This window comes from Shewanella sp. Isolate13 (assembly GCF_022398325.1).
Taxonomy (GTDB): domain Bacteria; phylum Pseudomonadota; class Gammaproteobacteria; order Enterobacterales; family Shewanellaceae; genus Shewanella.
Genome location: NZ_JAKEVD010000009.1, coordinates 1 through 22,332, shown reverse-complemented (window position 1 = coordinate 22,332; position 22,332 = coordinate 1). Strand labels below are relative to the sequence as shown.

Sequence of the window (22,332 nt, the reverse complement as noted above, 5' to 3'; positions counted from 1 at the left end):
TTTTTAACTCAAAAATGACAACTGGATCAACATAAGCAAACACTTAACTTACATAAGCTTAGCTAGACTCTCCACCAATTAACAGCGGGAGTGCTTGCATTAAGAGTTACCAGTATCTCTCAACGGTTACATGTCCGGGTGCACGGCGCAGATTCTTTATTAAACCCCTATCGTTAAGTACCTGTTGTGATGCGGTGATCATCTCAGGGTTCCCGCAGATCATCACCTGCGAATCCTCAGGGCTAAGCCTTAACCCGACTTTACCCTCAAGCTCCCCAGAACTGATGGCATCGGGGATCCGGCTGGTTAAAGCATCATTTAACGGCTCGCGAGTCACAGAAAGTACCAGCTTAAACTGCTCAGGATATCTCGCTTCATATCCCTTAAGTTGCTCAAGGTAAGCTAGATCTTCAACCTTACGCACCCCATAGACCAATACTAACCGCTCGTATGCATCCCAAGGCTCGTAAGTCTCCATCATTGAGATAAAAGGCCCTACTGCAGTTCCTGTGGCTAAAAACCACAAATGCCTTCCTTTGGCATCATCAGTCGGGAGCTCATCTAAAGTCATAAAGCCTGAGGCTTTAGTGGCGACATCGATAACATCACCAACCTTCAGTACGTGTAAGTTAGGTGACAATAACCCTTCCTCTACCGCCACCGCCAATACCTCTATATAGTCACAGCCCGGTGGATTGACGAGCGAGTAGGCTCGGCTAACTCGTTTCTCATTCACGACCTGACTCAGCTTAATGAACTGGCCAGCCTTAAAGTCTCCTATATCGACTTTAATCTTTAGTGAAAACAACTTATCGTTCCAGTCTCGCCTCTCTATGACCAGCCCTTCAACCCACATAGCACCTCCAAAAATCTCCAGCCTTCGAGAAATAGTGAACTTACCTAAGCTTTTATTTCATATTCAGAAAGATTAGTCTAGCCAGCGAGGAAGGTTGACATTAATGGAGTAAATTCATGAAGACGAAAATTAAAGCAATCAAAGCCAGTATGCTTGCTATGCTGCTATTCGCAATCAGCTTGTCCTGTATAGCTCAGCCAAACAAATCGTTAGAAATAGCTGCAAAGAGTGACGCTCTAACAAAAATAGTAGTGTTAGTCAGGCATGCAGAAAAACGCGATGACGGCTCTCGAAACCCTGCGCTAAGTGAAGCTGGACAACAAAGAGCAAAGGCACTGATTGAGGCACTGCAACAGGTTGAGTTATCTCAGTTGATAGCATCTAACTATCAAAGAACCCAATTAACCTTAGATCCCATAGCTAGCCAAAGAGCGCTACCGCTTATGATTGCCGACACCCAGTTTGGCCTAGATGCCCATATCGCTTCCATCGTAACTTTAGTCAATCAAACCTCAGGTAACAGCTTAATTGCGGGACACTCCAACACAGTCCCCCTCATCATAAAGGCGCTCGGCGGTCCGAAAACTCCCCCCATAGAGGAAAGCCAATACGGCACCCTTTATCTGTTATCTATCCCTAAAGAAGGAAAAATAAGCCTGATACAAACCCATTTTGGAAAGTGATTTTTACAATAAAATCCGGACCAAACACGAATTAAAATGCAAACCAAATGACCGATTAGTTAGCTTAACAGGCGATAAAAGCTTGGTATATTAGTCTTATAATGATTAAATACGGCTTCGGGAATGGGGATAACCGAACTTCTACGCAAGATTTATTTGACATAAACTATCAAGGTAGCAGTGAGGGGGACACGGTGAGTAATTCCAATACACCGTTAAAAAACAAAGCATTATCAGCAAGCTGCAGCAGTTGTCAGCGAATGACAAATATTGAGGGTGAGTTCATCTGCTTTAGAGAAGGCAAGATCATCGGACTGATCCCAACGAAAGAACCTTCTCCTCAAACTAAGCTGATCTGTGATGGCTGGAAAATGGGTAAGCCTATAGGCTGAATGAATAAGCGGTTAAGCACTTAGCATGCCCGCATAATCCCTAGCCGAAAATTTAGGCTCATGTAATAAACCTTGTGACGGTTCGACTGGTGTTGCTTTTGCTAAACCTAGCCCTCGCGTCGTCACTCTCATTCCGGCACATAACTCAAAATATACCACTTCAAGTTCGTCTCTCTCTAAGCCGCGCTTCTTCAGCGTAGCCATAATCGCCAGCCAATCGGTATTAACTTTACTATCCTGTCCTTCAATATGCACCAGTATAGGTATATTTTTCATTGTGACCTTCTCTGCATTAGCGTCCCGTTAATTTGACGCCAATTATAGACACACGAAACTGAACCTATGCTGAATCCTAAGTAGGCTTTTCTTAATCAATATGAGTCGATTAGCTGCGCAAAAATGATAGAGCTACTCCTTCTGCACTCGCCACAAATTAGCATAGAAGCCCTTCGCGGCAAGCAGCTCATAATGACTACCGGTTTCAACCACTCTGCCCTTACTCAAGACGATAATACGGTCAGCATCGACAACAGTGGAGAGTCTATGGGCTATGACAAGACTTGTATGGCCTTTCGCCACTTCCTTCAAGGCCGTTAAAATGGCCTGCTCAGAATGGCTGTCTAAAGATGAGGTGGCCTCATCGAAGACTAAGATGGGTGACTTCTTAAGGATGGCTCTCGCAATCGCAACTCGCTGCTTCTCCCCGCCGGAGAGCTTTAAACCACGCTCACCGACCTTGGTCTCTCCACCTTCCGGTAGGCTCTCGATAAACTGGCTCAAGTGCGCCATCTTAATCGCGACATCTATCTCTTCGGCCGTTGCATCGGGGCGACCATAACGGATATTTTCGATCAGGCTATCATTAAACAGCACCGTATCTTGGGGTACGATGGCGATGGCTTGGCGCAATGCACTTTGAGTTAACGTACGAATATCATGACCATCGATGCAGACTCGCCCATCGATGACATCATAAAAACGAAATAACAACTTCACCAAGGTCGACTTACCCGCCCCGCTATCGCCAACGATAGCCACTTTCTGACCCGGCTCTATGGTAAAGCTGACATCATCTAAGATTATCCGCGAATCATAACTAAAACCTACGTGCTCAAATGAGACTCGACCTTGGCTCAGGACTCGGTTGCTAGCATTGGCTGCGTCTTGAATCGAAGGGACCTTATCTAAAAGATCGAACATCCGCTCTATATTGGCAAAGGCACCACGGATCTCTCGATAAACAAAGCCTAAAAAATTAAGAGGGATAAAAAGTTGCATCATAAAGGCATTGATCAGCACGAAGTCACCTATGGTCATCTCGCCCTGAACAACATCATATGCTGCCATGCCTAGCATCAAGGTCATCGCAATCGAGATGATACAAGCTTGGCCCGCATTGAGTGCAAACAGCGAGAGCCTGTTCTTACGCTTAGCCACTTCCCACTGCGCCAAAGCCTCATCATATTGCTTGGCTTCATACTGCTCATTATTAAAATACTTAACGGTTTCATAGTTAAGTAAACTATCAATTGCCCGAGTACTGGATACTGAGTCGGCTTTAGCGGCGTCTCGCACATAGCCCGTACGCCACTCAGTCGCAACAATCGAATATGCGCCATAGGCGATAACAGAGAGCAGTGTCACACCGGCAAAAGCATAGCCGTAGTTATAGAATAAGATCCCCACGACCAGCACAATCTCAAGAATCGTTGGTACGATATTGAACACCATAAAGCGCATCAAGAAACTCATGCCACTGGTGCCACGTTCTATGTCTCGAGACAAGCCGCCGGTTCTGCGCTCTAAATGAAATGCCATATCGAGTCGATGAAGATGCTCAAAAACCGCCATGCCTAAACGCCGTATGGCACGCTCGGTCACCCGCCCAAATAGCGTGTCCCTCACCTCGGAAATAATGGTATTGAGTAGGCGAATACAACCATAGGCAATGACTAAAGAGATAGGCACCGAAAGCAAGGCTTCACTAGAGGCCCCCGAGAGCCCATCCACCAGCGCCTTAAGCACAAACGGCAAGCCAACACTGGCAAGTTTCGCGATAACCAAACACAGCAATGCCAGAGCCACTCTACGTTTAAATTCAATTAAATAGGGCCACAACATGCGTAACACATGCCAATTTAATTTACCTATCGGTCCATCGAAATAAAGTGAGGGGCGCATTTTGATTCCAAAAAAATTTTTAAATTCAAACTCAGGTCATTTTAAATGAGATGACAATAAGTTAGCTTTATTCACGACTAATAACATCTGACTGATGTTTACAAAAAGTTAACGACCATCGGCCATAAGCTGTGTTATCGTACGACTTTAGTCTGATAGAGTGTGCTTTGAACGCTCCATAAGGAGTAGTTTGCACATTTTTCAGTAATTTTGTATTAAGTAGTGCAAATTCTGTTAACCCAAAGAAAAGAATTTGATACTCTGCGGCAAAATATAAAAAGTAAACAGGCAGGAAGGGCTGAATAAGGCTCTTTTAAAGTTAACGAAAAAAGGATGCAAAAATGCTGGACACATCCAAGCCAAAATATCCCCCTCTACCACTCATCCAAACATGGATATGGATGATGACCCAATCAGGAAACCCTGAAATCCAAGAAAAGGGACAGAGCAATCTAATTGCTTCTTTTGGCAGCTTAGCGAAAGCCAATGAATACTTAATTGAGCAAGATAAAAAGAAGTAACTCTAATCTAGTGAACGACTTGTTCAGAAAAGGAGGCTAGCGCCTCCTTTTCTGTATTTATCGCTGATGTTAGCGATTTCTACGCTGAACAATGCTCTCATTGAGCATGCCCAAGAGCTTCTCAGAGTCTTGCCAACCGATGCAGGCGTCCGTTACGCTCTGGCCATAACACAGACTCTGCCCTTCAATATGATCTTGGCGTCCTTCAATCAAATTACTTTCCACCATGACGCCGAAGATTGATTGCTCACCACTTGCCATCTGAGCGGCGACATCTTCACCGACCAACATCTGCCGTTGGAACTGCTTGCTGCTATTGGCATGACTAAAATCGATCATGATATTTTGTGCCAGTCCCGCTTTCTCAAGCTGCTGCTTAATATCGGCCACGTGCTGAGCGCTGTAGTTGGGCTCTTTACCGCCGCGTAAAATGATATGACAGTCGGCGTTCCCCTTAGTCTCGACGATCGCCGAATGACCAAACTTAGTCACAGAGAGGAAGTGATGCGGTGCACTCGCGGCGCCAATCGCATCGATAGCCACCTTGATGGTGCCATCGGTGCCATTCTTAAAACCTACGGGGCTCGATAGTCCCGAAGCCAGCTCTCGATGTACTTGAGATTCAGTCGTACGCGCACCAATAGCGCCCCAACACATCAAGTCAGCCACATACTGAGGAGTGATCATATCTAAGAACTCACCCGCAGTTGGCATCCCCATATCGTTAAGCTCTAACAGCAGCTTTCTTGCTGCACGTAAACCATCGTTTAGCTTAAAGCTGTTGTCCATGTAGGGATCGTTGATCAAGCCTTTCCAGCCCACTGTGGTACGTGGCTTCTCAAAGTAGACCCGCATAACGATTTCGAGCTGATCTTTATAACGCTCACGCAGCTCGACTAAGCGCTTACCGTATTCGAGTGCCGCTACCGGATCATGAATAGAGCAGGGGCCTATAACCACTAATAAGCGATCATCCTTCTTAGCCAGAATATTATGGATGCTTTCACGGGCGTTAAACACGGTAGCGGATGCGTTCTCAGTTGCAGGAAATCGTTCCAAAATTGCAATTGGAGGTAACAACTCTTTTATCTTATTAATTCGAACATCATCATTTTGGTAATACATGGTAATACTTAGCTCCGTCTAGCCTATGAATACAGATCTCTCAATTGCGATACTGCATTCAATTTATCCAGTCTAAAGCCGGATTGCAATCAAGTTATTATTATTTCATATGATTATTTTTAATGTGTTGTTTAAAAAGAGATTAATAAATACAAAATGATATAATTACATTCGAGAAAGCGCAGTCAAACCTGAGTAAAACTTAAAATTTTTATCGGCAGAACGTACTTTTAAGGTAAAAGTAGCCGTGTAACAGAAAGTTCAATATCTGCAGCGCGAAAGTAGCGAGTACTCTAATGGCTTCTCATCGCTTGTAACTTTGATTGATAGCGGCGTTTATTGTGTTCATCGGTCGTGAGTTTAAGAGCCTTTTTAAGACTTTGTTCCGCCCGCCTTTCATCTCCTGTTACCCAGTAGGTACGTGACAGACCAAAGTAAAACTCATGTCGATAATCCGCCTTGGCGATCGCCCTCTTATACCAGATTAACGCGTCTTGGTACTCTCTATCGAAATACGCCTGCTGCGCCATACCATAGTAATAATAGGGGTTTCTAATCCGCGCGAGCTCCATCACCTTGTGCACATCAGCCCATTCCTCCAGCCTATCTTGCGCCGATAACATGATGGCGTAGTTATTGAGGGCATTCATATCCTCAGGCTCTACACGCAAGATATATTGATATAAAGCCTCAGCCTGTGAGTCTAAACCTTTATAGCGATACAAAACCGCCAGAGTATTTAGTGCCGGCAGAAACAATTCATGTTGCTCTAGGGCGAGCTTTAACAAGCCATAGGCTCGGTCGTAGTCACCCTCAACCAAGGCTTCGGCAGCGATATTGTTGTAGAACATCGACACGACAGTTGAGCGGCTAACTCGACGTTTTTGATAGCCTTGCATGGCGCGCTCGGGTAGAAAGTCTACCTGTATCGACTGGGTGGAGATATTGAAGACATTGCCCTTATTCTGAGGCAACAGCTTAAGATTAATATGGCCATTGACGAGATAAAAGCCCCCTTGCCTATCCCATACCGGGGGGATATCAACCTCCTGAAACTCAACCTTAACACCAAGCTCCTTTGCCAAAGCCGCCGTCAACACCACTAAAGATAAACAATTTCCCTCTCTCGTTTCGAAGGTATCGCTGGCACTACGGGTGAGATTATCGGCATAGTGAAAGCCGCCATCGCTGGCATTGATGTAATTCGCCAGCCACTCGTGCATCATCACACTCGATTGTTGCTGATAATTCTTGGAACGTATCACCTCCCTGCGAAGCAAATGCACAGCCGACTCGGGTAACTCAAATAGGTCATCGGTATCGGGCAGATCTAGAGAGGCAGTAAAGTGCCGATCATGAAAATAAGCGCTTAAGTCATCAGACGTTGCCACGGGCTTTGTTGCGCAGCCACTGATAAGCAGCATACATAGAATTAGTAGGACGATAAGTAAAACAATTGACCGTTTCATCACACTCCCTAAGCAAAAACCTCTGCATTAAGCATATCTCATGAATATCCACTCCGAGTGTAAATGCGTTACAAAACGTAAATAGTCGCCTTTTATGCCTAGGCTATGTCCCCTATCACTCCATTGATCTGACCTTGATATAGCCTTGCTAGGGCGACTCGTCCGTTGGGGGATCGATTTGAATAAACAACTCTCTGTTCTGGTAAGGGTATGGCCGATAAAATAAGCCTTGGCAGGAGAAGTGACGGTAAGGAGTCACAAGTGGTACGCACCCTATAGGCAAAGCCTGTAAGATCTGAAGTTGCTGTTGAAAGCGTAGTGCTTCACGCCACTCATGTTGCCTCTGCACTTCATCCCTAACCGCAAATGCATCGAAGGGCTCACTGGATTTTCGCACCACGACTTGCCCAGCACTCGCATTTACGGTGAGAGTGGCAAGCAGCATACCTAAGAGAAAACTGAGCTTTTTCATAACTGGCCAATCACTAAATTTCGGTTAACTTACTCTAGCCCATAATGGACCGATGTAAAACAGCTAACGGCATCATACTCATGAGCACAAAAAAGCAGGGATGGCCCCTGCTTCTTGAAGTTAGCTCTCTAGCTAAAACCGCTAGCAATATGGCTATACTCTATGCCCTAATTGGCACTCTTAACCGAAACAAACTCGGGATAGGCATCGATACCACAATCAGATGCATCCATGCCATTGTATTCCTCTTCCTCTGAGACGCGGATCCCTATGGTCACCTTAAGCGCCATCCATACGGCAGCCGATGCCAAGAACACCCACGCAAAAATCACCGCAGCACCATATAGCTGCGTCACAAAAGATGCATCATTATTCGATACCGGTACCAAGACCAATCCCAGTAACCCTGCCACTCCATGTACCGAAATAGCACCCACAGGATCATCGATTTTTACCCTATCGAAGGCGACAATCGAGAACACCACCAAGCCACCAGCAACAACACCAATCACACCCGCCATAACAAGTGAAGGAGACAGAGGATCGGCTGTTATCGCCACTAGACCGGCTAGCGCCCCATTTAAGATCATGGTCAAATCCGCTTTGCCCCAGATGAGTCGACACACGATTAACGCCGAAATAGCACCAAAAGCGGCCGCCGAATTAGTGTTAACGAAGATCTTAGCCACCGCACTGGCATTCTCTGCATCCGACACCAGTAACTGTGAACCGCCGTTAAAGCCAAACCAGCCCATCCACAAGATAAACATACCCAGTGTCGCCATAGGCAAGTTTGAACCTGGAATGGGATTCACTTGACCATTAGCACCATACTTTCCCTTACGCGCCCCTAGCAATAAGACTCCAGAAATCGCCGCAGCCGCGCCAGCCATATGCACAATACCGCTACCAGCAAAATCGACAAAGCCCGCTTCCGATAAGAAGCCGCCGCCCCAGGTCCAGTAACCTTCAACCGGATAAATCACCGCCGTCATAAATACCGAAAAGGTTAAGAAGGCCCACAGCTTCATGCGCTCCGCAACGGCGCCCGATACAATAGACATCGCCGTGGCGACAAACACCACTTGGAAAAAGAAGTCGGACTCAAGCGCGTGATCGGCCCCCTCAGATTGAGATCCGATAAGCGCTCCAAACGATGGTAGCCATCCGCCCTCGCCGTTATCTACATACATGATGTTATAACCAACAATCAAATACATGACGCAGGCTATCGAATATAAACAGACATTCTTGGTCAAGATCTCCGTAGTATTCTTCGAACGTACTAAACCCGCTTCTAACATGGCAAAGCCCGCTGCCATCCACATCACCAATGCGCCTGAAATTAAAAAGTAAAATGTATCAAGGGCAAAGCGCAACTCTGTTACCGTCAATCCCAGTTTTGTTAAATCTTCCATTAGCCTATCCCCTTAAAGTGCTTCGCCGTCGAGTTCGCCAGTTCGAATACGGATTGTCTGCTCAAGATCCATCACGAAGATCTTGCCGTCGCCTATCTTTCCGGTGCGCGCCGCACCGCTAATGGCTTCGAGCAACAACTCCAACCTCTCCGCCTTAATTGCTATCTCAAGCTTTACCTTAGGCAGAAAATCCACTTGATATTCTGCGCCTCGGTAAAGCTCGGTGTGACCTTTTTGACGACCGAAGCCTTTCACCTCAGTCACTGTCATGCCTTCAATGCCAACGCCAGCAACAGCCTCTCGCACATCGTCTAATTTAAATGGCTTAATGATCGCACTCACCAGTTTCATCACACTCTCCAATTCCATTTCGATTTGTTTAAACACAATTCAAGCATCAGGCCAAATTAACTAAACATTAAAATTCAATTAGATAGGAGAGAAGCAATAAAATAAAATGAATGTAAATGCACCAGAGAAGTGCAATTATTCATAACCTGCACAAAGATAAAGCACAGATTGTGATGCATTAGACCAATTTCCAATTGGCATCAGCAAAACGCTCCGCTTTACTGGCAGAGTCCACTTTTAAAAGTCAAAGAAGGTTAAGATGCTAAATCCTGAAGAATGCGTATTAGTTGTGGTCGATGTTCAAGGGCGACTGGCACGAGTCGTTCAGCAAAGTGAACGCCTCCACCAAAAGCTCGATGCGCTTGTAAAAGGGCTGCAGTTGTTTGATATACCTATTTTGTGGCTAGAACAACTTCCGGATAAGCTCGGCTCAACCAGTGAAGAGTTAGCCCAAGTGCTTACGAGGAGTTGCAACCCCATCAATAAACAGCACTTTAGCGCTTGGCAAGCGAATGACTTTCGAGCCAAGCTCAGCGACATGCCTCAAAAACAGGTCATCCTAGTCGGAATAGAGACTCATATCTGTGTCTATCAAACCTGCATGGACCTTCTGGAAAATGGCTATGAAACGCACCTAGTGATAGATGCAACCTCCTCTAGAGAAGAGGCAAATAGGCTATGTGGTATTCAAATGATGCTGGCATGCGGCGCTAAGCAAACTAACGTAGAATCTCTGCTGTTTGAGCTGCAGCAGCAAGCCACAGGCGATCGCTTTAAAGCTTTACTAAGACTCATCAAATAGGAGCTCGTCGTTACTTTTTCCGAATTAAGATCCCGTAGCAAAAAATAGTGTTAAAGCAGACAACAAAAAAGCCCTCTTACGAGGGCTTTTAATATTAAACACTATCCAGTGTATATCTTACTTGTAAGTTGCTTCACGCTTTTCAGCTTCAGCATCCCACTTAGGTAGAACAGTCTTCTTGAATTCAGCCTTGTCAGCGTTCATCTTCTTCATGTCCATACCTAGAGCCGCTTGCGCCTTAGCTTTAGTAGAGATGTCTGGAAGAGCGATTGGCTGCTTAACGCCTTTCTTAGCAAGTAGTTGAGCTAGCTTAACGCGAGCATCAGCTGCTTTGTTTACTGCAGTACCTAGAACACGTAGCGCTTCATCTGGAGCGTGAGATGCAACACCGTGAGAAGCGATTGCATAGTCCCAACGCCATTGAGCGTGACGGATATCTGTTAGGATTGGCTTCATTTCAGCTTCAGTCGCCCCCGCTTCCCAAGCAGCGCCTGCTTCGAAGTGAGCTTTAACTAGCTGATCTTCAGCTTGCATTTGGATCTGCTTAACCTTGGCTTTACGCTCTTTGTCTAGGTTAACCATGAACTCTTTGCTTTGCTCGTGACAAGTACCACAAGTTTCTTCGAAACGATCGAATGGGTTACCCACTTTGTGATCGGTAAACTTACGGCCTTCAGCATTCTTAACCTTAGGCATGTGACAGTCAGTACAGCTTACGTTGTTCTTACCGTGCATACCTAGCTGCCAAGTTTCATAACCTGGGTGCTGTGCTTTTAGCATTGGCGTCTTAGAAACGGCGTGAGTCCAATCTGCGAAGTCGATAGCATCATAGTATGCTTCCATATCTTCAACAGTTGTGCCCTTGTCCCATGGGAACTTAACAAAACCTTTCTTATCGGCAGTCTTCTCGAAGTAGTATTCAACGTGACACTGACCACAAACCATAGACTGCTTGTCTTTGCGAGAAGCTTTATCGAATGGAGTGCCAATTGCTTCCATACCGCGCTCAGCGAATGGACGAGATAGACGTAGCTTAGACTTACCCTTTTCGTGACAGTCAGAACAACCAATTGTGTTTACAACTTCTGCACCGCCTTTAGCCCACTTACCTTTGAAGTAGCCATCTTCACCTTGCTCTTCAATCAAGCGTGGTACGTCAGGGCTCTTACAAGACCAACATGCCATAGGCATTGGGCCATCTTCAGCGCTCTTTGGTGCACCAGTACGTAGGGTGTTACGTAAATCAGTTACCGCATACATATGACCACGAGCCTTGTTATAATCTTTAGCAAAGCCGTAACCTGCCCAAAGAATAACTAGGTTTGGATCTTGCTCAAGTGCATCGATGATTTCAACGCTTTCTGACGTGTCATGCCAGCTATTATACTGCTTAGAGAACTTATCTTTGTAGACTTCGTTACGTGGCTCAGTTTCATCACTTGCGATTGCGCTACCAGCCATTAAACTTGCAGCTACGATTGCACTCAGTGCAAAAGACTTTTTAGTTAATGTTTTCACCATCTCATCTCCATGTTACTTTTATATTTTTGTATAGTCCCACCTATTTCAAGGTTGAATTTAATCACTTCTATGCAACAAAGACATACCCACAAGGGGGTATCCACTACAAACCTTGCGGTAGATCAACTTGTGAACGTGTTGTTGCTCACATTTTTGCGCATTTGTTAATGTAATCAAGTGTCCACTAATGTTAAACCGCTATAAATTAATAGCTGTTAACTTCTATTACTGAGATTTTTATGAAAAAAGGCAGGCTCACTTCGGCCATCTGGGGCTTTATGCTCACTCTCATTTTATTGTCGAGTGGCTTAGCCATTTTTGCCATCATCAACTTGTCCTATAGCCTTGGGGATGCCAGAGCGATTAACGCATCAGGCTCGCTACGCATGCAGAGTTACCGACTGATGTTTTATGCAAATTCAGGTAGTGAAGAGGCTAAAGACAAGATAAAGGAGTTTGAGAACACCCTTAATTCTCAAGCACTTAGACGTTCACTTAGTTGGTATACCCCAGATAATTTAAAAGAAAAGTACTTAACCGTTATCGATAAATGGCAGATTATGCGTTACTACATAGAGTCTGAAAATTCTCGTTTATATGCTGCAGCGTTAAAAGATTTTGTCGATACGATCGATCTCTTTGTACTGGAAACCGAGCAATATGCGGCCTTAAAATTACGATTTTTAGCCGTGAGTCAGATAACAGGTTTAGCCCTAATGTTATTAATTGCGTTCTTTACCGTAAGACTCGCAAAGCGCAAAGTTGTTAAACCTCTACAACAATTGATGCAGGCGGCTGATACAATTTCACAAGGTAACTTTAATGTAGAAATGCCTAAAACAGAGTACCTAGAATTAAGTGCTTTAAGCACCGCTTTGGATTCGACGGTAAAAAAGCTAGCCGGTGTTTATCAAGGTTTAGAAGAGCAGGTCCAAGAAAAGACCGTAGCATTAACCCGTGCTAACAATGAGCTTACGCTACTTTATGATAGCCTAGTCATGCTGCACTCTAGTAAGCTCGACGCCAACAGCCTAACCCAAGCACTCAACCAACTCCAGGCTCACGAGAGTGAGGCGCGCTTGCGCTTAGTCATGGTACAAGATGGTGAAGTCAGCGATATTATTACAACTGACAACGACCATGAATGGCCGCACCATAGCGACAATACCCGGCAGTTCCCCCTAGAGTTTGAGGATAACAACTTAGGTTACTTAGAAGTCCTATCCTCTAAACCCTTCTCTTTTCAGTTACTTAATAACTTTGCCATCATGTTGGCTCGCTCTATGGTGATCTACAACGCCGGTGAGCAACGACAGCAACTCGCTCTAATGGAAGAACGTGGCGTCATTGCCAGAGAATTGCATGACTCCCTTGGACAGCTACTCTCCTTCTTAAAAATTCAGGTTAACTTGTTATCCAAAGAACTGGATAAAACCTGCAAAAGCGAAATTGCAGCACTGCAACTGCAAGAGATTAACGAAGGGGTCAATACCGCTTATGTACAATTAAGGGAGTTGCTATCAACCTTCAGGCTCACCATCAAGGATCCCAACCTAGGCCATGCGATCGAAGCCATGGTGGAGCAACTACGTGGCCAGTCTGATGCAGAGATCACCCTAGACTATAAGCTACCAACACAATTATTAGGCGCAAACCAACATATTCATATTCTACAATTAACTCGCGAAGCGACCTTAAATGCGATTAAACACGCCAACGCCAAGCAAATTCATATTAGCTGCCAGAAGGTATCGAGTGATAAAGTGGTTATTAGTATCAGTGATGATGGTGTCGGCATCGAGGAACTGAAAGAAAGAGATCAACATTTTGGTCTCGGAATTATGCATGAACGCGCAAGTCGCCTTTCTGGTGTGGTAGAATTTAGCCAGAATAAAAAAGGTGGGGCAACAGTGACCCTTACCTTCCCACCTCAACAGGAAGAAAGTGAATAGATAAAACACTTAATACACTGTTGATTTTATAGGTGATTAATGGATTTTCACCTTGTTAATTTGACGTATATACCTCAGCAGGAGGCCTTAAAATGGGAAAGCCCTATTCGGTTCTAGTAATTGATGATCATCCACTGCTACGGCGTGGGATCTGTCAGCTCGTCACCTCTGACTCTGATTTCACCCTATTTGGTGAGGCGGGTAGCGGTTTAGATGCGCTGTCGGCGGTGAGCGATGACGAGCCTGATATTATATTGCTCGATCTCAACATGAAGGGAATGACTGGCTTAGACACGCTGAATGCATTAAGGCAAGAGGGCGTCACCTCGCGTATCGTTATTTTAACGGTATCCGATGCCAAGCAAGACGTGATCCGCTTAGTGAGAGCCGGTGCCGATGGTTACTTACTAAAAGACACCGAGCCAGACATACTGCTCGACATGCTCAAGAGTGCCATGCTGGGCCATAGGGTGATCAGTGATAACGTGCAAGAGTATCTGTCAGAACTCAACAGCTCGGTTAATGAGCAAGAGTGGATCGACAACCTTACCCCTAGAGAGTTAGAGATCCTCCAGCACCTTGCCGAAGGCCAGAGCAACCGTATAGTGGCAGAGCAACTACACATTAGTGAAGGCACAGTTAAGGTACACGTGAAAAACTTACTGCGTAAAGCCAACGCTAAGTCACGCACTGAGATGGCGGTACGTTACCTAAATCAGTAATGATATTCGGTAGAAGTAAAGCATTTGGATCAAAAAGGCAGCTAAACGCTGCCTTTTTAGTACATTTCTGATGATAAAAAAATCTGAGGATCGGCAATCAATTTTCGTCTAAGAAGCGTCGCCAGCTCACAAGCACCTCATAAAAGTCCTCTAAGCCACAAAAAGCTTCCGACTCGCCATCATAAAATGACATCGATTCATCTAACTCTTGATCATCATTATCTTCGATGTCGTTGGCAAAGACTCTCGCCTGCTCACGGTCCAGCTCAAGGGACAGCGCCTTACCCACCAAACGCCACTCATTACCATGACCGCTTTGTAAACGCTCAATTTGCTGACAGATCTCAACATATAATTCAGCATTATCGGCAAGCTCCTCCGACAACCAAAAACCCAGCGCCTCATGATCCATACTAAAACGGGCAAATACAGTATCGGTAATGGTATTGCGTAAAAATTCGTATTCCATAATTTGGCTCAAAATAAACATCACTCTCAAGGATCATTTTAACGCAATAAGTGTGAGCTTGCGCCTACAGTGAAACTAAAAATCTGATCTAATTGAAACTTAATCACAAACAATACACCTAAAGAGATACATATCGATACAAAACATTACAATAAACAAAAATAGCAACAAGGATGATAACGATGACACTAGGTACTTCGTCAATAGGATACTCTGCCGCTACAGTGCTTAGCATCACAATAGGCTGCTCACCCGCTTTGGCACAAAGTGAAATTTTTGAGGGACAGTCTGGCACCATTTCAGACTTAGGTGATGTTATACAAATAGCCCTGCCAGCAGGTGCTCTCATCGGCAGTCTCTGGATAGACGATACCGAAGGTGCTTGGCAATTAGCCAAAGGCGCTGCCGCAACAGGCATTATTACTCACACCATGAAATTTGGTTATGAACGGCTTCGCCCTGATGGTAGCGAGAGCAATTCCTTCCCATCGGGTCATACCTCAGCGGCGTTTTCTGGCGCGGCCTATATACATCATAGATATGGTAACGCCTGGGGGATACCCGCATACGCGGCTGCCACTTTTGTGGGCGCAAGCCGAGTCTGGGCTAACCGTCATTATGTTGATGACGTCTTGGCAGGCGGCTCCATTGCAGTATTTAGCAGTTTGTATTTTACCGATCCCTACAACAATTCAGCTCTCGTGATGGTCCCCAGTTTTGGGGAAGATCATATTACCATGAAGGGTTAGTGTAGAAAGGCTACCCCAACTACTTGACTATTTTGGAAAATCTTATAGGCTGTTGCATATAAAGCTATGCGACAGCTTTCTAAAACGAGGTGACATCCTGTTCTTTTTAAAGAGCAGTATTTTAACTCTTTTTGGAGATTTGCCTCACATGGTTAAGTTAATACATTCAAGTTCTGTATTTAAAAAAACAAATTTACAAATCCATAATAATGGTTCATATCATTGCCTTCCATCTGAACATAACATCGGTTCACTTCCAACTTTATTTAGCCAGGATGGAATATTCCTTTGTGAACCAAACAGCTACTTTTTTTATCTAAAAGCCATAAAACGAGCCAAAGACCTTAGCCCATCCAGTCGTGCTCTCCTCAAATACTATCAGTTCCTGGAAGATGAACGGCTAGAATGGGATCATACCCCTCCGATCAAAAGACTAAAACCGACCTATTTGTTTCGATCGTACCTGCTTAAATTAGTCAAACAAGATCAACTGGCATATAGCACTGCTAATGCTTACATGAATCACGTTAAGAATTTTTACTTGTGGGCGATGCACGAAGAATATCTGACGATTAATCGAGAGCAAGAAGCCCCATTTAAGATTGAGATTATTCAAGTACAAAACCAAGGTACGCTGGCTCACATCAGGCCAATAATTTCGGTCAATTCGAGTGATTTGCGAATAAAAGTACCCAAGGATAGCCAAAGCAAAAACGTTCGATCGCTTTCTCCATTAAGCCGTGAGTCCGTAGCGCTAGTGGCCTCCCACCTTCACCATGCCTCTCAAGAATTAAAGTTACTCATATTACTCGCAACTCAAGCAGGGTTACGCATAGAGGAAGCTAGCTCGCTCTCGTTAGATGCATTGGATTCAGCAACCCCATTAGTAGAAAGCGAACATCGCTATGAAATTCTACTGAGTCCTTCCAAGACAGGTGTGAAAACTAAATATGGGAAAGATAGACACATAGAAATCTCAGCAGGGTTACTTAACGCCCTTGATGATTACAGAATATCTGAACGCAGATTACACCGTGCAAATAAGCTTCAGGCAAAAATAGAGAGCATGAACAATGAGGAGCTGCAGACAAAGCAAGAAGTGATTGAAGCGCTTGAATTGTGTGAACGTCATGAGCCTTTGTTTATTAGTGAGCAAGGCAACCCTGTTACTTCACGAAGCACGAGCTCCAGATGGTCTGATTTTAGATCGCTTATTCAGAAAACAGACCCAAAATTCAAACATCGATTTCACGATTTAAGAGCCACTTATGGAACATTTCGGCTTCACGACCTGTTGCAATCAGGGTTAGCGGAAGTTGAGTGTTTAGAACTACTTATGGGCTGGATGGGGCATAAAAATGAGAGAACCACATGGAAATATCTTCGATACTTAAAGCGAAAAGAGGTATTTAAAGAGAAGTTTGCACTACTAGATTCGATTATGCATAACGTTCTAGGAGCTGATAATGAGTGATCTAACTTATCAGCACGGTTGGAATGCATCCCTATGTATAACACTAAACAACGGCCGTAAATGTGACTTTAACCGCTTGCTATGTAAAGGCCCCCCTAGAACCAAAAGCTTACTAATTGAGTCTGCACATCGTGATGGAATTATATTACAGCTCAAATCTAGCTTTGATGAGAGAATTAACGAAGGGACAAGTCATAGGACTTTATTTGTTTATTTTTATGCCACCTTTCAATACCTCAACTGGTGCGATCGTAAAAGTACAGAAGCATTTACCCAACAATCACTTGAAGGTTACTTCAAGCACCTAACTGACAGAGTCAGGATAAAGGAAATAACAGCAAAAACTTACGGAGTAAAGCTATCGGCTATATCCTCTGTTATTCGTAGCTATTTGCATCTGCCACTAAAATGGTTCTTGATACCTACAGCGTCGGAAATCTTTAATAATAAAAAAGGGATGTTAAATGATGTGACTTCCCACCATAGTTGGGATGCATCTTTATGTATCACAATGGATGACCACCGAAAGTGCGACTTTAATCGCTTGCTATATAACGGTATCCCTAGCACCGAAAGCTTGCAACAAGGCTCCCCAATTAATTCAGCACATCGTGATGGAGCTATATTAAAACTAAAGTCCAGCTTTGATGAACAAATTGACGAAGGAAAAAGTAGTGAAACTTTATATGGTTCTTTTAATGCAACCAGAAGATACCTCAGTTGGTGCGATAACAAAAATATTGAAGCATTCACCCAACCTTCAGTTGAAGCTTACTTTGAAGACCAAGCCGATAGAGTGAGACTTAATCTCATAAAAAAAAACAGTTATACAGGTGAGCTATCAAAATTTAAAGTTGCTTTTCGTGATTATTTAGATTTACCAGCAAACTGGCTCTTCCCACTCCCTGTAATGGGGGTAGATGATACAGAACCGTTTGAGGCTTACACCTATAGTGACCTAAAGCAGTTACTTCCATTGCTGCGTCAATTGTTTAACCAGACCGCAAAACAATTTCTAGATAACCCTGAAATGCACATTGCTGCCAATAGAAACGTTTCAATTATGACATTTGAATGGAAGGGAAAGAGCTATCCGCTTTATGGTGCGATCTCTAAAATGATGTGTTCAGCGACTTATCTATTGAGTTATTACACCTACTCCAACACAGGTGTGATTCTAGGGTTAGCAAGACCACAAAACGCAGGGCTTTCACTCGGTGAAACGTGGTACACCATGCCTGCCTTTAAGCGCAGAGCCTTTAAGACGGTTCAAGTTGAAATGGGTGAGCATACGCTCAATATTCCAAAATACTCTATGGCTTTTTTTGACAAGTTACTCGAAGTGTCTAAGTTGATTGATGGCTCTGAGGGTGCGCTACTTCTACAACTCTATGTAAAAAATGTAGTTCAGCGAGTTAAATCAAGATCACTTTCAGCTTTCAACACATTGTGGCTAGATAAACATTTTCAACTTATAGACCAAAAAGGAAATCGATTAAGGCCTGTTATATCAAGATTTCGAGAGACAGGAGCTCAACTGACTGCTTACCACCAAGGTGAAGCGGCAAGTAGTGAATTGCTTGATAATGAATCCAATGTACGTAGGAAGCACTACTCCACAGGGAATCGCCATCAAAACAACGGAATGATGCAGGATGTTTCCTCAATACGACAGGAGCAATCTGAGAGCAAGAAAGGAGCAAAGGCAGCACAAGAATCGCTGAATATCGATGTCTTAACGATAGAGGAAGCTTATAAGATTTCGCTACCAAACCTGAGTCGAACCCCGAATGGTACGAGTTGTGCAACTCCTTTTGGTGATAAGTCCGAAAAATACACCCTTAGAGCACAAAAACATAATTTACTTAAAGAAGGAGAAAAACTTGCCTGCGCTGATTTATTAGGCTGCTTTGGTTGTCCTGAACAAGTAATTGTGCAGTCCGTTAGTGATATTTGGTGTCTACTGTCATTTAAAGCATGTATTGAGGAGTCATTATATCTACACCTTGATGCACGCCATCATCGCCAGAATTTTCATAAAATAAGTGATTTTCTTGATAAGAATATCTTACCTAAAATCAATAAAAACATCTTGAAGCAAGCAGAAGAAAAGCTCAGTGACAAAGGCCCTCACCCCTTTTGGGAAGATGCGGATTCTGTAATTACTATGATGCCTAACAAGCTAATGCAATCAGATAAGGATAACCAACTATGAGCAATGCTGTTCAGTATCCTAATGGCTTTCCCAAAGAGCGAAAAGTTAAAATTCAAGATGTTGTTACTCTTTATGAAAATGAAAATTGGGATGCGCTTTATAATGTAGTTATTTGTCGAGATAGAGACGGAAAAGTAGTTGCTAGATTTGGTCAAAACGATTGGTGCATCAAGCCGATTACAAGAGATAAATATAAAAACCATCTTGACTTTCGCTTTCTTGATGGCTCTCCAGAGCTTCAATTGGAGTTAAAGCTGATTGCCTACGGCTGGTTATTTCATAAAGACCGTTCAGGCAAAAAAGTGCAAAAAACATCAACCATAATAAGTCGATTTAGTAAAAGTAAGCACATATACGAATATCTTAAAAGTATCAACTCTACATCATTATATGCACTGTCTAGTGAGAAAAAATGGAGTGATTTTAAAGGTATGCTTATAGCTAAAGACTTCAGTCAAGGGAGTTTAATAAGCATATTTTGCGCATTAAATGCCATTTTGATATTGCAGCCTTGGCTAAAAAAAAACTTTGGTTTCAAGATGAAATTTGAATCAAGAAAACTTGCAGCAGAGCTTAGTAACAAGGAACAGCAGCAAACCTTAGTGATACCAGAGCGATTAAGTGATGACATTTACGGCAAGGCTATTGAGTTAGTCAATCAAGCATATCCATCAAGAGGTGAAATTGCAAAAATTGTAGAATTACTCCAACAAAATTACTTAGCGGGAAAGAGTGTTTCGGATAAAAAAATCAAAAATGGTGGCAGGTATACATGTACCGATAATTTTGGAAATATCATTGACAATCATAAGTATGCCCTCTTTATTAATGACAACCAGCCTAAAAACCTGAAAGATATTATTAAGGAAGCATTACAGAAAACAAAGACACTAAAAGGTATTAAGCTTGATAATTCACTTGATTGGAAGTCTTATCTAGGGCAGGTAATTACAGCTTGCTATATCTGCTGTGGTGCTTTTTCTGGAATGAGGGACTCCGAGTTAGGTGAGTTAACACCAAAGAGCTATTATAAGGATCGCTTTGAGGGACGTGATTACCACATGCTTCAATCTCGAACGTTTAAACTTGGTGAAAAAAGAGAGGTTTGGGTTGCTGCACCTATTGCTAAAAAGGCAATCGAACTTATTTCAACACTCACTAAAGAATGGCGAAAGAAATTAAAAGAAGACCCCACTTATAATGATACCGTTTGGTGTAATCAAGGACATCGCTCGAAACTGCCAGTTTTAATAACACATTGGCCTGACCGCTTAAAGTTGTTTTGTAAACAGTTTGGGTTTGTTGTGACACAAGAGGATTATCAAGAATGCTTGGATTCCAACCCTAAATCGCTTGATGCTGTAAAAGAAAATGTCATTGTCGGAAAACCTTGGCCTTTATCTCCACATCAATTTAGACGCTCATTAGCTTTCTATACTATCAAACATCGACTTGGCACAAATCTAGCTATTAAACAGCAATTTAAACACCTGTATCTATCAATGACAGAGTGGTATAGCGATGGAGGTCGCTTGGCTAGTTTAAAGGCACTAGCGGTAGATAATAAGCTTCAAGCCACCCTTGATGAAATAAACATAGAAAACACCACTAATACAATATTTAAGCAATGGCACTCTAATGAACCTTTATCTGGAAAACATGGTAAGGCGATTATAAAAATGAGGGAGGATATTCCTCATATCTATAGCTCTTGGGATCTGATTTACCGAGCAGTTAAAAAAGGAACTTTAACCCTCCACGGAACAGCGCATAGTTACTGTAAGAATGGCTACAAATGCGATATGGATGGCGTAGTGACACCTCAGTTTTGCGTTAATTGCGAATCAGATAGCAGCATCATCGATGAAAACCAAGCAAAATGGTGGCAAAAGAAGCACCAAAATTTAGTTCGATATATGGCATTAGGCGAAGACATTTCTCATACTGACCGAAGCCATTACGTCACCCAAATCCGAGCCGCAGAAAATGTGATGAGTGACTTTCTGATGCCCTTTGTAGCCTTTGAGCACGACATTAAGGTAACGGAATTATGAGCAGAAGTAAAAATACGTTAATCGCCCTAGAAGCCGCGCTCGAGCGTATTTCACTGGGTAACCCCAAGCGCATTCAGGCTACACGAAAGTTAAGTGTGAGAGCTGTTGAAGAAGAAGCGAATCTAGGTAATGGTAGCGGTTATTACTACCCTGATTTTGTGGCAAAGGTTAAACAGGTTAAAGTCGATATTGCTGAAGCAAAAGGCGAATACGTTCAACCTGAAATTCAATCAATACGCCTTAAACTCAATGAACAGAAGCGTATAAAGCAAAACTATAAAGAGAAGTATGAAGCGGTAAGAGAGCAACTAGCCAACTTTGCAGCTGCACAGCATCATCTCAATGATAAGTTAGTTCAAGCATTGGCTCGTATTGATGATTTGGAGTATGAGAATGCAGATCTACGAGACAAACTCGTAAAGCTAAAAAGAAGTAAAGTTATACCGATTCGATAATGTTCAACTAGCCCTTAGTTTCTAATTAAAGGGGTAAAGGAACTTTTTTCTTTTACGTGTCAGCACTGGGCTGACACGTAGAAAATCAAAATAGGAGCCCTAGATAACTATTTAATCTCCACCGGAAGTGGAGTTGTTCCAACACTATTCCCATTTAATATATCGATGGTTGACGTACCCTCTGGCATCGATGTTTTTATGCCAGGGCGGGATTAAACTTTGTTAAATCATTTAACCAAAGAAAATCTCGCTTCTAAAATCGCCATTCCATGCTGCTTTTCTTATCTTGGTTGGTTTACTGGCTTTTAGCGGATGCTGCTCTAAAAGGTTCAGCACGATACGCCGAAATAGCGCCATCTTCTTCGCGTTTTCATGGTCACCAATCCTTGAACAGTCTTCCCTAAAGGTGACGTCAAGCACCCAGTGTTGCTGGTTCTCGATGTGCCAATGC

The 22,332-nt window shown here is 43.5% G+C and carries 21 protein-coding genes and 1 pseudogene; 11 read left to right on the top strand and 11 right to left on the bottom strand.

Annotated features, from left to right (window positions below; translation table 11 throughout):
* Nucleotides 1–106: 106 nt before the first annotated feature.
* Complete coding sequence (locus tag L1D44_RS08015) at nucleotides 107–856, bottom strand: ferredoxin--NADP reductase (protein WP_239889646.1); 750 nt, start codon at nucleotides 854–856, stop codon at nucleotides 107–109.
* Between the two features lie 116 nt (nucleotides 857–972).
* Between L1D44_RS08015 and L1D44_RS08010 the strand changes: the two genes are divergently transcribed.
* Both L1D44_RS08010 and L1D44_RS08005 read left to right on the top strand, forming a co-directional pair.
* Entirely contained in the window at nucleotides 973–1,539 is a 567-nt protein-coding gene (locus L1D44_RS08010; protein WP_239889645.1) for a histidine phosphatase family protein, read from the top strand.
* Nucleotides 1,540–1,733: 194 nt separating this feature from the next.
* The gene (locus L1D44_RS08005) at nucleotides 1,734–1,931 is read left to right on the top strand and encodes a hypothetical protein (protein ID WP_239889644.1); all 198 of its coding nucleotides are present in this window, start codon (nucleotides 1,734–1,736) and stop codon (nucleotides 1,929–1,931) included.
* A 12-nt stretch (nucleotides 1,932–1,943) separates the two neighbouring features.
* Here the strand turns inward: L1D44_RS08005 and L1D44_RS08000 are convergent, their stop codons facing one another.
* Nucleotides 1,944–2,207 carry a hypothetical protein gene (locus tag L1D44_RS08000; protein ID WP_220770644.1) on the bottom strand — a complete coding sequence of 88 codons (264 nt, stop codon included), beginning with the start codon at nucleotides 2,205–2,207 and terminating at the stop codon, nucleotides 1,944–1,946.
* 132 nt (nucleotides 2,208–2,339) lie between these two features.
* Nucleotides 2,340–4,112, bottom strand: coding sequence for an ABC transporter ATP-binding protein/permease (locus L1D44_RS07995; RefSeq protein WP_239889643.1), 1,773 nt, complete (start codon nucleotides 4,110–4,112; stop codon nucleotides 2,340–2,342).
* 341 nt (nucleotides 4,113–4,453) lie between these two features.
* On the opposite strand from L1D44_RS07995, the gene L1D44_RS07990 reads away from it, so the two are divergent.
* Nucleotides 4,454–4,633, top strand: coding sequence for a hypothetical protein (locus L1D44_RS07990; RefSeq protein WP_220770642.1), 180 nt, complete (start codon nucleotides 4,454–4,456; stop codon nucleotides 4,631–4,633).
* Between the two features lie 69 nt (nucleotides 4,634–4,702).
* On the opposite strand, the gene aroG is transcribed toward L1D44_RS07990, so the two are convergent.
* From aroG to L1D44_RS07965, 5 genes are all read right to left on the bottom strand, one after another.
* Nucleotides 4,703–5,758, bottom strand: coding sequence for a 3-deoxy-7-phosphoheptulonate synthase AroG (aroG, locus tag L1D44_RS07985; RefSeq protein ID WP_239889642.1), 1,056 nt, complete (start codon nucleotides 5,756–5,758; stop codon nucleotides 4,703–4,705).
* A 293-nt stretch (nucleotides 5,759–6,051) separates the two neighbouring features.
* Nucleotides 6,052–7,227: a hypothetical protein gene (locus L1D44_RS07980; RefSeq protein WP_239889641.1), complete on the bottom strand. Its 1,176-nt coding sequence runs from the start codon at nucleotides 7,225–7,227 to the stop codon at nucleotides 6,052–6,054.
* 148 nt (nucleotides 7,228–7,375) lie between these two features.
* On the bottom strand, nucleotides 7,376–7,699 hold the full coding sequence (locus L1D44_RS07975; RefSeq protein WP_239889640.1) for a hypothetical protein: 324 nt from the start codon (nucleotides 7,697–7,699) through the stop codon (nucleotides 7,376–7,378).
* A gap of 167 nt (nucleotides 7,700–7,866) precedes the next feature.
* Nucleotides 7,867–9,117 (bottom strand): ammonium transporter, encoded by a 1,251-nt coding sequence (locus L1D44_RS07970; protein ID WP_239889639.1) that lies wholly within the window; start codon nucleotides 9,115–9,117, stop codon nucleotides 7,867–7,869.
* Between the two features lie 12 nt (nucleotides 9,118–9,129).
* A complete protein-coding gene (locus tag L1D44_RS07965) occupies nucleotides 9,130–9,468 on the bottom strand; it encodes a P-II family nitrogen regulator (RefSeq protein WP_202720612.1) in 339 nt (112 codons plus the stop codon).
* Between the two features lie 259 nt (nucleotides 9,469–9,727).
* Between L1D44_RS07965 and L1D44_RS07960 the strand changes: the two genes are divergently transcribed.
* Nucleotides 9,728–10,270, top strand: coding sequence for an isochorismatase family protein (locus L1D44_RS07960; protein ID WP_239889638.1), 543 nt, complete (start codon nucleotides 9,728–9,730; stop codon nucleotides 10,268–10,270).
* 117 nt (nucleotides 10,271–10,387) lie between these two features.
* Here the strand turns inward: L1D44_RS07960 and nrfA are convergent, their stop codons facing one another.
* Nucleotides 10,388–11,791 carry an ammonia-forming nitrite reductase cytochrome c552 subunit gene (gene nrfA, locus L1D44_RS07955; protein ID WP_239889637.1) on the bottom strand — a complete coding sequence of 468 codons (1,404 nt, stop codon included), beginning with the start codon at nucleotides 11,789–11,791 and terminating at the stop codon, nucleotides 10,388–10,390.
* Between the two features lie 239 nt (nucleotides 11,792–12,030).
* Between nrfA and narQ the strand changes: the two genes are divergently transcribed.
* Complete coding sequence (narQ, locus tag L1D44_RS07950) at nucleotides 12,031–13,743, top strand: nitrate/nitrite two-component system sensor histidine kinase NarQ (protein WP_239889636.1); 1,713 nt, start codon at nucleotides 12,031–12,033, stop codon at nucleotides 13,741–13,743.
* 92 nt (nucleotides 13,744–13,835) lie between these two features.
* Entirely contained in the window at nucleotides 13,836–14,465 is a 630-nt protein-coding gene (locus L1D44_RS07945) for a response regulator (protein ID WP_239889635.1), read from the top strand.
* Between the two features lie 97 nt (nucleotides 14,466–14,562).
* On the opposite strand, the gene L1D44_RS07940 is transcribed toward L1D44_RS07945, so the two are convergent.
* Nucleotides 14,563–14,934 (bottom strand): YacL family protein, encoded by a 372-nt coding sequence (locus L1D44_RS07940; RefSeq protein ID WP_220770633.1) that lies wholly within the window; start codon nucleotides 14,932–14,934, stop codon nucleotides 14,563–14,565.
* Between the two features lie 182 nt (nucleotides 14,935–15,116).
* On the opposite strand from L1D44_RS07940, the gene L1D44_RS07935 reads away from it, so the two are divergent.
* From L1D44_RS07935 to L1D44_RS07915, 5 genes are all read left to right on the top strand, one after another.
* Complete coding sequence (locus L1D44_RS07935) at nucleotides 15,117–15,683, top strand: phosphatase PAP2 family protein (RefSeq protein ID WP_239889634.1); 567 nt, start codon at nucleotides 15,117–15,119, stop codon at nucleotides 15,681–15,683.
* A gap of 148 nt (nucleotides 15,684–15,831) precedes the next feature.
* A complete protein-coding gene (locus L1D44_RS07930) occupies nucleotides 15,832–17,157 on the top strand; it encodes a tyrosine-type recombinase/integrase (protein ID WP_239889633.1) in 1,326 nt (441 codons plus the stop codon).
* Nucleotides 17,150–19,372, top strand: coding sequence for a phage integrase N-terminal SAM-like domain-containing protein (locus L1D44_RS07925; RefSeq protein ID WP_239889632.1), 2,223 nt, complete (start codon nucleotides 17,150–17,152; stop codon nucleotides 19,370–19,372). The genes L1D44_RS07930 and L1D44_RS07925 overlap by 8 nt, the downstream gene beginning before the upstream one ends.
* Entirely contained in the window at nucleotides 19,369–21,426 is a 2,058-nt protein-coding gene (locus L1D44_RS07920; protein ID WP_239889631.1) for a hypothetical protein, read from the top strand. The genes L1D44_RS07925 and L1D44_RS07920 overlap by 4 nt, the downstream gene beginning before the upstream one ends.
* Entirely contained in the window at nucleotides 21,423–21,881 is a 459-nt protein-coding gene (locus L1D44_RS07915; protein ID WP_239889630.1) for a hypothetical protein, read from the top strand. Before L1D44_RS07920 ends, L1D44_RS07915 begins: the two co-directional genes overlap by 4 nt.
* A 231-nt stretch (nucleotides 21,882–22,112) precedes the next feature.
* On the opposite strand, the pseudogene L1D44_RS07910 reads toward L1D44_RS07915, so the two are convergent.
* Nucleotides 22,113–22,332 (bottom strand): annotated as a pseudogene (locus L1D44_RS07910) (ISAs1 family transposase); the annotation flags it as partial.